Origin of the sequence: Paenibacillus hemerocallicola, from assembly GCF_006265175.1 — a bacterium.
GTDB classification, from domain to species: Bacteria; Bacillota; Bacilli; order Paenibacillales; family NBRC-103111; genus Paenibacillus_AB; species Paenibacillus_AB hemerocallicola.
This window is the reverse complement of sequence record NZ_VDCQ01000032.1, coordinates 63,694-79,207: the sequence shown is the minus strand read 5'-3', so window position 1 is coordinate 79,207 and position 15,514 is coordinate 63,694. Positions and strand designations below refer to the sequence as shown.

Annotated in this window: 12 protein-coding genes; 3 read left to right on the top strand and 9 right to left on the bottom strand. The window is 55.1% G+C overall.

What is annotated here, in order from left to right; translation table 11 throughout:
- Positions 1–57: 57 nt before the first annotated feature.
- Positions 58–2,175, top strand: a complete 2,118-nt coding sequence (locus tag FE784_RS21645) for a hypothetical protein (RefSeq protein WP_139604323.1) — start codon at positions 58–60, stop codon at positions 2,173–2,175.
- 74 nt (positions 2,176–2,249) lie between these two features.
- Here FE784_RS21645 and FE784_RS21640 read toward each other — a convergent pair whose 3' ends face one another.
- Positions 2,250–5,813: a glycoside hydrolase family 44 protein gene (locus tag FE784_RS21640; protein WP_139604322.1), complete on the bottom strand. Its 3,564-nt coding sequence runs from the start codon at positions 5,811–5,813 to the stop codon at positions 2,250–2,252.
- A 237-nt stretch (positions 5,814–6,050) separates the two neighbouring features.
- Here FE784_RS21640 and FE784_RS21635 point away from each other — a divergent pair, with 237 nt between their 5' ends.
- Both FE784_RS21635 and FE784_RS21630 read left to right on the top strand, forming a co-directional pair.
- Positions 6,051–7,514, top strand: a complete 1,464-nt coding sequence (locus FE784_RS21635) for a sensor histidine kinase (RefSeq protein WP_139604321.1) — start codon at positions 6,051–6,053, stop codon at positions 7,512–7,514.
- Positions 7,515–7,528: 14 nt separating this feature from the next.
- On the top strand, positions 7,529–8,104 hold the full coding sequence (locus FE784_RS21630; RefSeq protein WP_176706412.1) for a response regulator transcription factor: 576 nt from the start codon (positions 7,529–7,531) through the stop codon (positions 8,102–8,104).
- A gap of 108 nt (positions 8,105–8,212) precedes the next feature.
- Here the strand turns inward: FE784_RS21630 and FE784_RS21625 are convergent, their stop codons facing one another.
- The 8 genes from FE784_RS21625 to FE784_RS21590 form a co-directional block, all read right to left on the bottom strand.
- On the bottom strand, positions 8,213–10,114 hold the full coding sequence (locus tag FE784_RS21625; RefSeq protein WP_139604319.1) for a carbohydrate-binding domain-containing protein: 1,902 nt from the start codon (positions 10,112–10,114) through the stop codon (positions 8,213–8,215).
- A 23-nt stretch (positions 10,115–10,137) separates the two neighbouring features.
- Positions 10,138–10,833: a DUF4956 domain-containing protein gene (locus tag FE784_RS21620; RefSeq protein ID WP_139604318.1), complete on the bottom strand. Its 696-nt coding sequence runs from the start codon at positions 10,831–10,833 to the stop codon at positions 10,138–10,140.
- Positions 10,817–11,569, bottom strand: a complete 753-nt coding sequence (locus FE784_RS21615) for a polyphosphate polymerase domain-containing protein (protein WP_139604317.1) — start codon at positions 11,567–11,569, stop codon at positions 10,817–10,819. Before FE784_RS21615 ends, FE784_RS21620 begins: the two co-directional genes overlap by 17 nt.
- A 548-nt stretch (positions 11,570–12,117) precedes the next feature.
- On the bottom strand, positions 12,118–13,020 hold the full coding sequence (locus FE784_RS21610) for a DUF3473 domain-containing protein (protein ID WP_139604316.1): 903 nt from the start codon (positions 13,018–13,020) through the stop codon (positions 12,118–12,120).
- Complete coding sequence (locus FE784_RS21605) at positions 13,017–13,679, bottom strand: class I SAM-dependent methyltransferase (RefSeq protein WP_139604315.1); 663 nt, start codon at positions 13,677–13,679, stop codon at positions 13,017–13,019. The genes FE784_RS21610 and FE784_RS21605 overlap by 4 nt, the downstream gene beginning before the upstream one ends.
- A gap of 48 nt (positions 13,680–13,727) precedes the next feature.
- Positions 13,728–14,771: a GNAT family N-acetyltransferase gene (locus FE784_RS21600; protein WP_139604314.1), complete on the bottom strand. Its 1,044-nt coding sequence runs from the start codon at positions 14,769–14,771 to the stop codon at positions 13,728–13,730.
- Between the two features lie 8 nt (positions 14,772–14,779).
- Positions 14,780–15,097, bottom strand: a complete 318-nt coding sequence (locus FE784_RS21595) for an EamA family transporter (protein WP_139604313.1) — start codon at positions 15,095–15,097, stop codon at positions 14,780–14,782.
- A gap of 20 nt (positions 15,098–15,117) precedes the next feature.
- Complete coding sequence (locus tag FE784_RS21590; protein ID WP_139604312.1) at positions 15,118–15,510, bottom strand: DUF2304 domain-containing protein; 393 nt, start codon at positions 15,508–15,510, stop codon at positions 15,118–15,120.
- Between the last annotated feature and the right edge of the window lie 4 nt (positions 15,511–15,514).

Genomic DNA, 15,514 nt, shown 5'->3' with positions numbered 1-15,514 from the left:
CAAAGCTTCAACTACAAATGATGGGCAGGGAGCGATTCGCCTGCACGGGAGGATCCAATGGGAGAACGAAATTACGAGTTCCGCAACCGGCTGGAGGAGGTTCATAAGCCGAACCGCCGCAACCCGGAGCTGCTGCCGGAAACGGATGAATGCCGGGTCGACGACGAATGGCAAATCGTCATCAGCGAGAAAGCGACACCGCTCGTTATCCACGTCGCCAAGGATTTGCAGGACTACTTCTTTACGAGCATGAACTGTTCGTTGCGGCTTCTGCGGATTCCGAATGTAAGCGATGCGGCGGAAAACGGGAAACGGGTTATCGTGCTGGCCGAGAAGGGGGACCTGCCCGGATACGGCGAAAGCTTGACGGCGGCGCGCAGCTACCGGATCGTAGCGGAAAGCGACAGCATCGTCATCTGCGGATGCGATGAGCGCGGTGTCGGACAAGGAAGCTATTTCCTGGAAGACTTGATGAATTTGCGCGAAGCTCCCTTCATCAAGCAGCAGGATACGGTTCGCGAGCCGGTATTCTCTCCGCGCATGATCCATTCCGGTTGGGGTCTGGACGTCTATCCGGATGCGCATCTGAACGCCATGGCTCATGCCGGCATCGACGCGATTCTCGTCTTTGTGAAGGATATCGACCAGACGCCTTTCGGCTACCTGGATTTTAATTACGTGATCGATCGCGCCGCCCTGCACGGACTGGACGTATATATGTACAGCTATTTGCAGAGCAAAAAGCATCCCGACGACCCGGATGCCGAAGCTTACTACGACGGCACGTACGGGCGGATCATGCAGCAATATCCCCGCTTCAAGGGCATTATTTTCGTAGGGGAGTCGTGCGAATTCCCGAGCAAAGATCCGAACACGACGGGAGTCCTCCGTTTGGAATGGCCGAAGGACAAACCGAGAACGAAGCCTTCTCCGGGCTGGTGGCCGTGTACCGACTATCCGCAATGGCTGGACATGATCAAGAAGGTGACCCGCAAGCATAATCCCGAGCTCGATATCGTCTTCTGGACGTACAACTGGGGCTATGCTCCCGAGGAAGAACGCTTGAAGCTCATCCGTTCGCTGCCTACGGACATCACGCTGATGGCTACGTTCGAAATGTTCGAGAAGTTCGACCGCGACGGCGTCATCCATACGTGCGTCGATTATACCGCTTCCTTCGCGGGTCCGGGCGTATACTTCGCCAGCGAGGCGAAAGCCGCCCATGAACGGGGCATCCGGCTGTATACGATGGCCAATACCGGCGGATTGACCTGGGATATCGGCGTCATCCCTTATGAGCCGATCCCTTACCAGTGGGCGCGGCGTCATGCAGGCCTTCGTCAAGCCCATGACGACTGGGGACTGGCGGGACTTATGGAGTCCCACCACTTCGGCTGGTGGCCGTCTTTTGTCACCGACTTGACCAAATGGGCGTACTGGAGCCCGAGCCCCTCCGCCGAGGAAACGTTCGCGGCCGTCGCGAAGCGGGATTTCAGCGAGGAAGCGGTACCTCTCGTGCTGGAGGCATGGCGGCATTGGAGCGAGGGCATCCGGCACTACATCCCGACCAATTACGACCAGTACGGACCGTTTCGGGTCGGTCCGTCCTATCCGCTCGTATTCCGGGAGCCGGCTTATATCCCGCAAGCGTGGTACGCCCATTTCGGCAGCAACAACCGGATCGTGACTACGGCCTACAGCCCCAGAACCGATCATGAGAACAATTTGCGAGTCAATGTGGAAATCGCCAACCTGGAGAAAATGGCCGACCTGTGGCGCCAAGGCAATGACGCCTTGGAGCAAGCGATCGCATCAATTCCGGAGAGCAAGCTGGCCGATGCCAACCTGCTGCTCGGACTGAACCGTTTCATATTCCGCTGCGTGCAAACGGCTATTCACACGAAGCAATGGTGGAAGCTGAAGCAGAGTCTGCTGCAGGAACAGGATCCCCGGCAAGCCGAATCGATTGCCGCGAGCATGGCGCGTCTCGCCGAGCTGGAAATCGCCAATGCGGAAGCGACGATCCCGCTGACGGATGCCGATTCCCGCCTCGGTTGGGAGCCTTCGATGGAGTATATGACGGACCCGGAGCATCTCCGATGGAAAATCGCGCAGGTTCGCCAAGTTATCGACCGCGAGCTGCCCGAATACGTGAGCTCGCTCGTTCACGCCTAAGCCGCGGCGGATTATCGCCGTCATGCAACGATACCCCTGCCTATCCGAATCGGATAGGCAGGGGTATTCCCGTTTTATTGCCGGCTAAGCACGATATGCGCCACCGTCAGTTTCGGAAGGGTCAACTCGAACCGGTTGCCCTCGATCGAAGCGATGCCCGTCCGTTCGCCGATAATCGGACTTTCGCTGTCATAGGCCCATACTCGGGCGGACTTGTAAGCTTCGGCTCCTTCGATGCGGAACACCGCGTTCATCTCGTAGTCGAAATTTTTGTTCATGACGATCAGATGCAGGCTGCCGTCTCCGTCCTCGAACATCGAGCCGTAGATGGAGCTGTTCTCCACGTCGGTCGTTTCGGCTTGCACCGAAGTATCGCCGAATTTGCCGTTATGGCCGTCGTAATTGTTGTATATTCGGGCCGCTGCCGTCGAGTAGGCCGTTTTCTCCGGCGCCACCATTTTCCAATAGTTCGCCATGTACACCCCTTGCTTGCCGAACACGCCGAGTACGTCCGCCATGGCGATGCCGCCCGATATGTGGTCTTCCCCTCCGTAGTTGTATTCGGTAAAGGCCAGCTTCGTTCCGGGGTTATACGTGCCGATCGATTGCTTCAGTCGCGGAATAAGCGGAAGGAACGAGCTGTAATGGTCGCCGATCCAGCTGTTTTCCTTATAGCTCGGGTCCCATAACGATCGCGGCGCTTGCACCCGGGCTTTGTGCGTCTCCAGGTTGTTGGCCGTCCACGGATCGGAAATACGGACGCCCCCTCCCGTCGCTTCCGGGTACCAATGAAGGTCGAGCACGTCGAGCAGCCTGCGGCCTTCTTTCGCCGATTCCGCGCGCAATTTATCCAGATAGTAGTCCATATACCAGCTGTAGCCGCCTTTGATCGTCTCCCACTCCGCCTTGTTGTCCATCATCAAATATTCGCTGAACCCATACGACACGGGTCCGAACAACTCGACGGCCGGATCTACGTTTTTCACCGCTTTCGCCAGCGCGACCGATTTGTTCAACACCTCGACGCCGCTCGTCTGGACGGGATGCACATACTTGTGGTTTTCCGCCCACAGCCCCGGCTCGTTGTCGATCTCCATCCCTTTGATGCCGGTCGCCGAGGAAGCCGGCCCGTACTTGTTCACCAGCAGGTTGACGAATTCATCCATGTAGACGGCATTGTCGTTCAAATCCGGCGTCAGGCTGAACGGCGAGCCTTTGGCCGGCTTCACCTCCGCCCATCTGGCGTTCGGAGCCGTCTCGGTCACGGCGGTGTCGTTTCTGTCCGCAGCCACATAGCCGGCCGTTTGCAATGTGATCAGCGTATAGGCGCCCCTGGCGAGAGAACGGTCATGGAAAGCGGTCGTGCCGATGCCCGGAACGCTCCACAGGGCGCGATCCATAATATTTCCGAAAAACCAAGGGACGTATCCGTCGCTGCGCCAGCCGTCGTCCTTGCCCGCGTTGGAGGCGTTATTTTCCCAGTTGTACGTAGTCATCCGGTTGCCTCCAATCCGGAAGGAGGTCCAGTTTTCCAAGCCGGTCAATTCATCGTTCGTTCCATAAATGTACGGGCTGATCAGTGCCCGCTCAGCCGCGGAATTGACGGTGAAATTGACCGTGAACGGACCTGTCGGAACGTTGACGGTAGCAAGCTTCATCATCTCGCTCCACGGTCCCAGCGTCGCGCCGTCCTTCGCTCTGACCCGGTACGTGTGCAGGCTGCCCTTTGCCAGCCCGGCATGGGTGTAGCCGAGAGCGGTACCGATCGATTGAACGGAGCCGTCGACTTCGATATCGTAGCCGGTAATCTCCTCCTCCAGTGCAGCCCACGTAATTTGTATGGACGTTTCGAAACGTTCCGCCCTCGCGTTGCCCGGCGCGGGCAATAGTTGCTCTCCGTTCGTTCTGGCGGTCAGCAAGGAGCTCCATACGCTGTATTTGTCGCCTTTTATGGCTCTTACTTTGTAGAGATGCTTCGTTCCCGTACGGAGCCATTCATGGGTAAAGACAGAACCTGCCACCACCGCGGCCGTTCCGTCGGCGACGATCTCGTAGCCAGTCGCGCCTTCAACCGGGTCCCACGTTACGGTGATGGACGTGTCGGCCGACGACGCCCTGATGTTGTCCGGGAATGCGGGCATATCCGACAGGACCGGCTCGATGCCCCATGCGAGCTGACCGGATACGTATCCCGGCGACTTCTCCGCATATGTGTAGCTTGGCGCTTGCAAGTACGAGTAGTCGTTCTTCTGGTCGAACGATTGCCAATTCGTTTTATGAAACCAAGTGGATACCGTGGCATAGGACCCTGCGTTCAATGTCCCTGCCTGATCCGTGAAGCCGAGCTCCAGATAATGGTCGGCCGCGGCCGAAGGAATCGGCATCTTGACGAACTTCGTCGTCACGTTCTGCTTCGCGACCGTGCTCCAGAAGTCGACGGAAAGCGGTGCTTCCTCATCCAGAGTAAAATAGTACCTGGCTTTGACGTTTTGTAAAGGCACTGCTGTTGTGCTCGCGTTCTCCAGCTTGAAGGCGACGGTCGGCATTTGAGTATTCAAGCTTTCGCTCGTTTCCAGGCTGACCCGGATCGCCGGCGTATTTACGGCCGCCGTCGTTTTCGCCGTGACGACCGGGCTCCAGTCGCCCGTTACGGAGGCGTTGCCCGCCCTCACCTTGTACATATGCGCCGTATCGGGCTGCAGTCCCGTGTGGGCATAGGCTGCCGAGGCAAGCGGGATGATCGTTCCGTCCGCGTCAAGCTCGTAACGCGTTGCTCCCTCTACCGGGTCCCACGTTAACGATATCGACGTTTCGGCGGCCTCCGCCTTCAACCGGGACGGTGCCGGCAACGGGGGCTGCGGCTCGCCGCCTACCGTAAAACGGACGGCTGTCCGGTTCAGACTGTATGTTTCGGTACGGTCGGGCTTATAGATGCCGACCTCCACTTGATACGTTCCCCTCGGCGCATCGACCGGAACGGTCCAGCTTGCGAGCAGCGGTTTGGACTCGTTCGCCTGGAACGTCTCATGGAACGGTCGCGTCCAAATGTTCGAGCCGTCGGGCCCGATCATGCCGATTTCAATAAGCGCGCCGCTATACGTGGCGGCCGTTACGGTCGTCGACACCGTGACGCTTCCTCCGGGCTCAACGGCTGCAGGGGAAGCGGCGGAGCTGCTCGCAAAGCTTATGGTCGGCGTTCCTTTCATGACCGTCAAGGAAGCGGCCCCCGCATACCAGTCGTACATGGCGCTCCAGCCGGCGCCGAACAGCCCGAAGCTGACGATGTATTTGCCTTCCGGCAAGCCGGCGGGCACGCTCCATGTGAAGGGGACGGTCGTTTTCTCCCCCGCCTTCGCCTTGACGTTATCGACGAATACTTGATGTACTTTTTTAAGCGACGCATCGAAAATTTCCACATCTACAAGCAGCGATGTATCCGCGGAAGACGTGACGAACACGTTAATGGCGGCAATTGCTCCCGCTTGAACAGCGCTTGGCGAGGCTTCGACCGAAGCTTCGAACGATGCCCCCGCATACGCTCGGCCAGCCGGGACGAACCCCCCGGCGCTTTGCAGGAATACTACGACGGCGATAACAATAGACAACAGCCGAAGCCCGTTTTTTGGAATGGTGATCATTGTAGAATCGTTCCCCTTTCATAATTGGCACCTGATACGTCGTTTATTATACTGCCGGACTTCTTTGCGGAGGAGGATGAACTTTTCTCACCCCGCGTATGGGGAACGCGCTTTATTCCTTCCATAAAATGAGAATGCTGAGGTATAATGAGCTGTAGGTTGCAAAGAAATCGAAATGAAGCTGCGGCTTCTGCATAAGGTTGTACATGTTCCACCCGTTCGAGTTGGAGGCTTGTGATGGTTCTCTTGTATTGCACCATTTTTGTATCGTTGTGGACGTTGGGCACGATCATGCTCGTCCATAATCCGCGGAACGCGCATGTCCGCTGGTTCAGCGTATTTCTGTTCGTAACGGGCTTCGCCAGCTTCTCCGTCGTCCTGAACGTCCTCCTATTGCCGTGGATGCGTTCGTCAGCTTCTTTCGCTCCTGAAAACATTGAAGCCGTCAGGCTGTTCACGATGATAGCGTGGGGAATCGAATATCATTTTTTGCCGTACCTTCACCTGATGTGCGCACTCGTATTCTCCCGCATATTCCGTAGAGGCGCCCTGTTCCTGTTTAGCCTCGCGGCAGCGCTGCCGATCGTGATTTATTTGGTCGCCGTGCCTCCCTTGTATCCCGAGCTGCAGCTTGGCCATCCGCTGTTCCGGATCCTGTCCGGCGTGTACTTCGCCGCGGGTATTTCCATCTACTGGATACGCTATTCGACGGAGAAGCATCCCTCGTATCGGAAGAACAGCTTCCGCACCTCCATGGCTCTCATGGTGTGCATCAGCTTCTTGTATGGGACGGATTACTTGGGTATGAACTATTTTTACATCGCGCGGGACGGTCTGCAAATCAACGGCAACAACTTGTGGCAGTACAACTTCCTGATCTCGCTCGTCTTCGTAGCGTTGTTCGTCTTCTATTCGATGAAATACGGCTTTATGGGCATCAAGCTGCGGATCGAGCGGCAGAAGCTCGATTATTCGATGAAAAATTTGACCAAAGGGGCGCTCATTCTCAACCATACGATCAAAAACGAAATTCAGAAGATCAATTACCTCAGCAGCCGCATGCGTACGGCGGCGGCGAACGACGACAAGGAAGTTATGCTTCATGATCTGGAAAGTCTGGATAGGGTGACCGGGCACATTCTGGGCATGATGAACCGGATCAAGGAAAAAACCGACGAGATCGTCCTTCATGAACAGGAGCACCGGCTCTCCGCCCTGCTCGATTACAGCGTTCAGACATTGGAGCCGATCTTGGCGCATAATCGGATTCATCTATCCAGGGATATCCAGTCGGATCCCGTCGTGCTGTGCGATGCCGGGCATATCCGTGAAGTGCTGGGCAATATGCTGGGCAACGCCATCGATGCGATGGAACCGGGCAAAGGCAAGCTGACGTTGTCGCTTCTGAACGACAAGAAAGAAGTTCTCGTCTGGGTGAGAGACAACGGCTCGGGAATACCGAAGGAAAGCGCCGCAAAAATATTCGATCCCTTCTTCACGACGAAGAAAGGGAGTTCGAACTATGGTCTCGGACTCAATTATTGCTACGGAGTTATGCAAAAGCACGGAGGGAGCATCCGGCTGATCGAGACGAATCCGGGTGCGGGAACATGGATGGAGCTTCGGTTTCCGGCCAAGCGGGTGCGCACGGCAACGGCGGCGGCAGAGCGGCTCGGGCAGATGCGGAGCGGCGTTTATTGAGAGGAAGTGTACGGATGACGCAGTCCATACGGGTCATGCTGGTGGAGGACGATCCTTTCTGGCGGGAAAGACTGACGGAGGATCTCGGCAAGGAGCCCGACATCGAGGTTGTCGCGGCTGCGGCCACCGGACAAGAAGCGTTGGAAGCGGCGGCTACTATCGGGATGGATGTCGTGCTCATGGACATCAACTTATCGGAAAACCGCTTGGACGGGCTGGACGCGACGAAGGAATTGATGCTGGCGAGACAATCCGAATTGAAAATTATTATATTGACTTCGTTAACGGAGAAAGAAATCATTGTGAAGGCGTTTCAGAACGGAGCGGTCAACTACATCGGCAAGTCGAACTTCCATCATATCACGCGGGCGATTCGGGAAGCTTTCGACGGCGAGTCTTCGATCCATCCCGATGCCGCCGGCGCGATGAGGGAAGAAATACGACTCATGCAGCTGACCCCCTCGGAGCGCGAAATTCACGAGCTCAAAGAACGCGGGTACAACCGCACCGAAATCTCGACGATGCTGAGCAAGTCGTTGAACACGATAAAGTCGCAAATTCGCAGCATACGGGGCAAGCTTCTGAAATGATCCTGAGTCGGTCAGAGCCTTCTTCGGTCGACAGCATATGAAACACGAACACAAGCTGGCGGGTTCCGCCAGCTTGTCGTAGGTTCGCTCTATTTCGATAAATCCGCCCTAAGGTCTCGTTCGACCCCCGCCCATGCCGGGATTTCCTCCGGGGCCGCCACGGCCCCCGCTGCCGGCGGCGGTGACGCCCGATTCGGACAACCAGGTCACGGCATTCGATATTTTGAAGTCAACCACCTTCGTATCGCCCGAGTAGAGGGTATAAGTCGTATCCTTATTCAAATCCGGCGAGCTGATGACAACCGACTGATAAGCCTTGGTCGGGGCGAATGTCGCAACGACGTTCCCGTCGCCGTCCTTCAGTACAACCGTACTGCCCGCCTTTTGAGACTGGGAGTACTTCATTAGCAAGGACAATTGGCCGGACGACTCCGAAGGTGCCGCCGCCATGCCGGCGCTTCCCGCTGCGACCAGGAAGCCCCCGCTCAGTTCGAAGGTGCCGTCATAGTCCAGAGAGCCGTTGTTGCTCGCGGTCGGACCGTTCACGGTTACATTGCCGCCGGTCATGACGATCGAACCGTTCGCATCCAATCCGTCGCCCGCTGCATCCACGGTAATGGAGCCGCCATTGATCACGAGCTTGATGCTGCCCGAGGCGGAGAACTGATTTTGTCCGGATCGTCCTCCGATCGAGGATCCGTCGTTGCCCCCCGCAACATTGACGCCGTCATCGCTGGCCGTTATGCGAATGTCGCCGTCCGCGATCGTGATTTCCGCACTTTCGATTCCTTCATAGCTCTTGACAATATCGATGCTTCCGCCCGTGATGGCAATCGAGACGTCCGCATGAATTCCGTCGTCGCCGGAGGTTATCCTCAGTTCTCCTCCTGCGATGGCAATAGAACCGTTGCTGTGCACCGCATCGTCCGCCGAATCGATAGCGAAGGTCCCGGCGTTCACCGTAATGCTCGATGCCGCTTTCAACGCTTTGGCGCTTTTCGAATCCGTTGCGGCCGCCTGCCTGCCGGTATCCTGTTTTCCCAACTGCCCTTTTTGATCGTCTCCCGACTTTTTCGTACCGTTGGCGCTTCCTCCGCCTGACACAATCGCATAGGTGCCGCCGTCGATCCTTAAGGATGCCGCCGATTGGATGCCGTCGCTTCCGGCCTTGATGTCGAACGAACCGCCCTCGATGGCGATATTTCCTTTTGATTGTTCGGTATCGTTCGTGCTTTTGATGCCGTCTCCGCCGGCTTCGATGGTGATAGTTCCGTCTTTGACCGCTACGAGGTCCCGGCCCATAAGGCCATCGTCCGCCGCATGAACCTCAATCGTACCGCCCGTAATTTTCAAATCGTCCTTGCTGGTCACTCCGTTATTATAGTTACCGTGGACGATCAGCTTGCCGGTTCCGTTCACGGTTAGATCCGCTTTGCTGAACACGGCCGCATTCGGCTCGTCGTCGGAAACATCCGCGGTGGCGTACGTTTCCCCGTCCGAGACGATGTTCTCCGTACCTTCCGGCAACGTAATGATCGCCTTCTCCGCTTCTTTAATATAGATCGGAGCCCTATCCACGCTTTGAATGTTTACTCCGTTCAGAACCAATCGCACCGTCTCCGTATCCGGCACGTCGACGACGACCTGTCCTTCATCCCATTTTCCGCTGAACACGTAGGTGCCTGCTGCCGTAATGGCAACGGACTTGTCCGTCGCTTCGGCACCCGATCCGTCGATGCTCGCAGCCGTTCCGTTCAATCGGATCATGGTCGGGTTCGCCTTTGTCCAATCCGTCGCATAATCATCGTCCTCGTACTTCACTTTCCCGGGTAAATCGCTGCTTGCTTGAGCCTGGCTCGATACGGATTCATTCACCGTTTTCGCCGGTGTAGTCGTCGCAGTCCCCGAATCGGATTGCGTTGCGGACGGTTCGATGGCGGTGCTGCTGCAAGCGGACAATACCGCGATACTTAGAAGAGCGATCCCTAATTTGCTGCGATGTTTGTTCATAGTTAAGTTTCCTTTCCGACTGTTTAATATTCTGACGTTGTGGGGCTCATCGTCAAGCTGATATCCAAATTCCCGTTTCGCACTCTAATCGCGTCCAGAAATTGCTTTTGGTTCGTGAGATGATCCATCGAGACCAGGTACACCAATTCATACAGGCTACCCAGCTCGGTCGTGCTGACTTTCTTGAGCTCATAGGCGATATCGAATGTTTTAAATATTTCGTCGAACGCTTCCTCATATCCCAGATCCTCGGGAATCGTCACCTTGAGCATACGCTGCGTCGCTTTCTTTACTCCGAATTTGGAGATGCTTAAGAGGAACATCAGCAGGCAGAGGCAGATTGTAAATAATACGGCATAGCCGAATGAACCTACTCCTACGGCCAGTCCGGCCGCCATCGCAAACAGGACATAGGCGATATCTTTAGGATCGCCGGGCGCGCTTCGGAAACGAATAATGGAGAAGGCTCCGGCCAAGCTGAACGCCCTTGCGATATTGCTTCCGATCAACAGGATAATGATCGCTACGATCGCGGGCAGCAGCACCATGGTCAGCGTAAAATTCGGCGAGTACCCGCTGCGGCTGCTCGTCTTCATATAAGTGAGGCTGATGACCCAGCCTAACGCGATCGAGATCAAGATCGTAATACAAGCATGGGACAAAGTTAATTCCGTCGTCGTCGGAGACGACGCAAACAGGGATTCAATGGACTCGAGCATACGGCGTATCTCCCTGCGGCGTTTTGACGTTTGCTGCATATTTCTTGTATTCATTGCCGTATTTCGAGAAGCTCGTCCGGAAAAGCCGATGCTCCGAGAGCATTCTCGACAGCCACAGCGGGATCGTCTTCCCCGCCTTCACTTCCATCAGCCACCGCCCGGGCGCAAGCAAAGCTTCGCCATGGTCCCCGTTTTCCAGCTTCAAGTCGTAACGCCTGGATCGGATGTTCGTGTCGAACGTAATTCTCAGATCGCGGTTGTCGATGCAGAACATCGCCTTCCGGTCATAAGCCAGGTACACCTTCGGTTCCAGCTCGTATCTTTGCAAAAAGTAATGGATCTCGTGAAGCACTTGCTTGTTCATATAGTCCTTCTGTTCGGGCTCGACGCCTGTCCTGACGAAATCATAGGCTTCCTCCAGCCGAAGCGCCGTCCTTCTCTTGTTGACCAAGCCGAACACCTTCTTCTTCAGTTCCAAGTATACTTTCGCATCCCCCTTCGGAACGCCGTACGCCCGCAGACGAAGCTTTTCTTTATACTTCGGCTTCGAGATGCTTTTTCGGACGAGCGCGTCGTCCTTCGTATCGAAATAAATGTTGCTGATGGAATAAAACGCATGCTCTTTGTTATATTCGTCGAGCTCCATATATTCGAGCAGCCGGTTGTAAAACGGGTGGAAGGCCGCATGATCAAGCAAGTACTTGTTTTCATATCGATTGAACACTTCAATAGCCATTATCCAGCCCCCTCCTTCGTTCGTGATCTGACAATACGAAGTATATTCCCTCAAGCTGAAACTGTCTTGAGGGTAAGCTGAATGATTGCTGAATGACAAGAAAAAGAATACTGCCGCATAACCCGCATTTAAGCCGGAGGCGTTTTGGCGGGCGTTTTGGCGGGCGTGTCGACATGTTGCCTGTGTATAGCGGCGCTGAGTTCCGTTATCGTCTAGAATTTCGTTGCACACCTGAATATAACGGCACAGACTTCCGCTATTTCGATCTCTCGGGGGGGAAGTGGGGAGTGAACGGCGGAATAAAGGAATGGTTTTCCGTTATTCCGCAATCGACACTCGGTTTCGGACCTATTAACATATGTCAGTTCCGCTATTTGACGGATATGCGGTCTCGCGAGCGCCGGCAAAGGCGGCAAGCCTGCACCGAGCATCCGAGGTATGTATTTCTGTAGGCGAATGATGCCGTCCTGCAAAAAAAAGACACTCCGAATTACGGAGTGCCTCTTCATTCGACTACGATAACGCTGTCCGATCCCGCAAGCCCCGATTCATACCTTCAGTCCGAAGTTATGCTTCAAATGCTCCGATATCGACGTAAAGCGGAAGCTTCGCAAGATGTCCTCCAGCTTCGCCTGGGTACCTCGCACATTGTAATAATGGATAAAGTTTTCTTTGAAAGGCAGAGTCAGCTTCTGCTCGTCCGCATCGATTTCTCTCGGATGCAAGTACACGATCGAGCTGTTCCCTGCCCGGTTCGCGGAACGAATCGCATTCTTGATCAGAAACTTCGGAAAAAATCGGAAGTAGAAGCCTCCGGAGTACCCCATGTTCCTTCCGGCCAGCTTCATGACGGACATCGGCACCTCGTACAGGTCGAGCTCCCTCCCGTTGACACGGGGCTTATGGATGACCGTCGGGGCTGTCGGAATGCCGTACAGAAACGTCTTTACCGGGAATATGCTGGCATCGTATTTCAGACCCAGCTGTTCGAGCGCTTCGAGGTAATGCAAATTTTTTTCCACGATAGACCACGATGGCGCCCGGTAGCCGAGCACTTTCGTGCCGGTCAAGTTTTCCAATATGTCAACAGACTTCTTCACATCGTCGCGAAACTGTTCGAAGGTCTGCGTATAAGCCAACTGATGCCCGTAGCCGTGCGAGGCCACGTCGTGCCCGTCGCGGACGATCGCCTTCACTACCTCCGGGTATTGTTCCCCGATGCAGCCGAGTACGAAAAACGTCCCCTTGCAGTCGGTCTCCCTGCAAATGCGGAGCAGCGTATCCATATGGGAGCGGAAATTCGAGCTTTTGCCGGAAACGGGAGTCAGAGGACTGTCGTCGTAATTGGCATGAAACCATTCCTCGATATCGAAGGTGAGCATATTCGTTATGCCGCGCCCCCGGACAGGCTCATGTGCGGTTCCGCTTACGGCTCTATCTGGATTCGTCAACGTTTCTTTCTCCCTTTTATGGCGAACGAAGTACAGAACATATCGGACAACATGCCTTCTCCGCTGCTTTTCGTCACGAATTTGAATGGATGGTAAATGTGCAGGAATTCGATTTGCTCGAAGCCGTATTTGACGTACAATTGCTTAAGCTCGTTCATCGCGTACATCCGGTCGAATTTCTTGCTCTTCTCGAACAGCTTCAGCAGTTTGCGTTGGACGGAGCTGCGGTTCAGCGTCTGGATCAGCAGCGTGCCTCCCGGCTTCGTAACCCGCGCAAGCTCCTTGATGACGTCCTCATACTGCTCGATCAGCTGGATAACCCCGATGCACAATACGACGTCGAATTTGCCTTTCTCGAACGGCAGTGCGGTCAAGTCCTCCGACATCGTCTTCAGTCCCCGGGCTGCGGCGAACTCCAGGCTCTTCACCGAGAAGTCCACGCCGTATACCGTGTTGTGCTGGACCAGAGGCTCGCTGAACGCGCCTACCCCGCAGCCGGCATCCAATACTTCCTTGCCTTTCACTTCGCCGAGCCACCGCAGCGTGTTGTCCCTCTGCATAAAAAAGCTTTCCTCGTTAAAGTAGTCGGACGATTGGACAGCCGCCCCATGCGTTTCGGCTTTCTTGTCAAAATATTGCTTCCAATTCGTATTGCTCATGAATATGCTTCCTCCGACCGTCAGGTCATGTAAGTTTGTAGGGTCCTATTACGGCATGAGATATTTGATCAGCGCTTTGCCTGCCGGGTCCGTTACGAAAGCGGGCATCGCTTTCCAAAGCTCGACGAACATGCTGAGGCTCTGCTTATCCGGAGGCCCTCCGGCATTCGTACCGCCATCGTAAACCAAGTAGCGGAGCTGCTCGGGTCTTGCTCCCCACTGCTCCTTGTACTTGTATGTACCCGATCCCGTCTGCGACCGGCCGAGATCCAATGCCTTCAGCCCGTTCCGGATCCCGAACCGGACCGCTTCCCAATACATGAAATTGTTCAAGTATTTGTTGTTGTATTCGGACAGGTTGGCTCCGTACGGGTAATAAAGCGTCGAGTTCCCCGGGCTTGCGAGCAGAAGCATGCCCCCCGCAACGGCGCCGTTTTCCTTGTCCAGCACCGTGAGCAAAGTCGAATACTCGGGCAAATATTCGAAAAAGCGGCGGAAAAAGCGGATATCCGGAGCCGGAGAGCCCAATTGCTTCATCCTTCTCACATATACCTTATAGAACGCCTCCAAGTGGCCGGCGTCGAAGGAAACCTGAAACCAGTCGTTCTTATACACTTTGCGGACATGGTTCCGATTGCTGCCGTTCGACAGCGCCAGCACCTCGTCCTCGTTGTCCGATAGGGGGAGCACAAAGGTATGATTGTGGACGTTCAAACTCCAATCCGGACGGTCCAAGCTTTGATCCTTCAATCGCAGCTCGACGTACCCGAGCCGCAGCCGTTCCTTCAGCGAAACGATGGAATCGACGGCAAACCGGAACGATTCCTCGCTGTCGGCGCAAATATCGGTATAGTTGACGAAAGGAAGCGAGACGCCGACCTTCTTCATGCCGAGATTGCGGCCGATTGCCAGCGGAACGATCGCGCAAATCCGGTTTTGCTTGTCCACTATGGCGTGGTAGCCGCATTTGTACCCAAAAGAATCGATCAAAATTTGTCTGAAAGCGATCGTATGAAACACGGTCCCTTTCGAAAGCGCAAGCTTGTCCCACTCGGTCTTCATCGATTCGTCATAGCCGACACAGCTTAACATTTATTTGATTATCCTTTCAACCACATATATACGCCCACCAGGATGACGACGCAGCCGGCCCATTTCATCAGGCTGATCTGCTCGTGAAATACAAGGATAGACACGGCCAGCAGCAGCACGTACTGAAAGCTGGACACGAACGTTACATAGCTCAAGTCGAACTTGGACAAGCAGTATACCCACAGAAAAGCCCCTACCGCATAAGAGGCGAAGCCCGCCAGCAGAACGGGCGAAGTCATATAGCCAAGCGCAATTCCCCATAACGCTCCCTCGAAGTTGACCGAGCGGCTCCCGAGCTTCAGAAGCGTGCTTCCGGCAACGGTCATGGTTACGCTTGCAAGCAGTATCAGATAGTTGATTCCAACCCACCCTCATTCTGTTTCTTTTCCAGCTCTTCCAGCCTGAGCTTGGTCAGTCCCAGCTCCTGTGTAAGCGATTTGTTGTGCATCTTCAAGCCCGATATGCTGACGCTCATTTTCAACAGCAGCAAATAAGCGCACACGATAAGGATGGCAAAGAAAGCCGACGGAGCATAGTACACCCCGATCATATGCGAGAACCAGTCCATCAAGCCTTTGAAGACCGACATGACCAGCGTAAATAAGCCGATCAGGAACCATACGAGCGAATATTTCTCCCTGATCATCCTTGCCCTTACCATTAAAAATACCGAGACGATAATGATCAGGCTGAACGCAACGCCCATCAACTGAACACTAACCAGATTTCCGCCTTCCATGCCG

Coding starts and splice junctions, on each gene's coding strand:
- FE784_RS21645 (WP_139604323.1), top strand. CDS start 58: ATGGGAGAACGAAATTACGAGTTCCGCAACCGGCTGGAGGAGGTTCAT.
- FE784_RS21640 (WP_139604322.1), bottom strand. CDS start 5,813: ATGATCACCATTCCAAAAAACGGGCTTCGGCTGTTGTCTATTGTTATC.
- FE784_RS21635 (WP_139604321.1), top strand. CDS start 6,051: ATGGTTCTCTTGTATTGCACCATTTTTGTATCGTTGTGGACGTTGGGC.
- FE784_RS21630 (WP_176706412.1), top strand. CDS start 7,529: ATGACGCAGTCCATACGGGTCATGCTGGTGGAGGACGATCCTTTCTGG.
- FE784_RS21625 (WP_139604319.1), bottom strand. CDS start 10,114: ATGAACAAACATCGCAGCAAATTAGGGATCGCTCTTCTAAGTATCGCG.
- FE784_RS21620 (WP_139604318.1), bottom strand. CDS start 10,833: ATGCTCGAGTCCATTGAATCCCTGTTTGCGTCGTCTCCGACGACGACG.
- FE784_RS21615 (WP_139604317.1), bottom strand. CDS start 11,569: ATGGCTATTGAAGTGTTCAATCGATATGAAAACAAGTACTTGCTTGAT.
- FE784_RS21605 (WP_139604315.1), bottom strand. CDS start 13,679: ATGAGCAATACGAATTGGAAGCAATATTTTGACAAGAAAGCCGAAACG.
- FE784_RS21600 (WP_139604314.1), bottom strand. CDS start 14,771: ATGTTAAGCTGTGTCGGCTATGACGAATCGATGAAGACCGAGTGGGAC.
- FE784_RS21595 (WP_139604313.1), bottom strand. CDS start 15,097: ATGACCGTTGCCGGAAGCACGCTTCTGAAGCTCGGGAGCCGCTCGGTC.
- FE784_RS21590 (WP_139604312.1), bottom strand. CDS start 15,510: ATGGAAGGCGGAAATCTGGTTAGTGTTCAGTTGATGGGCGTTGCGTTC.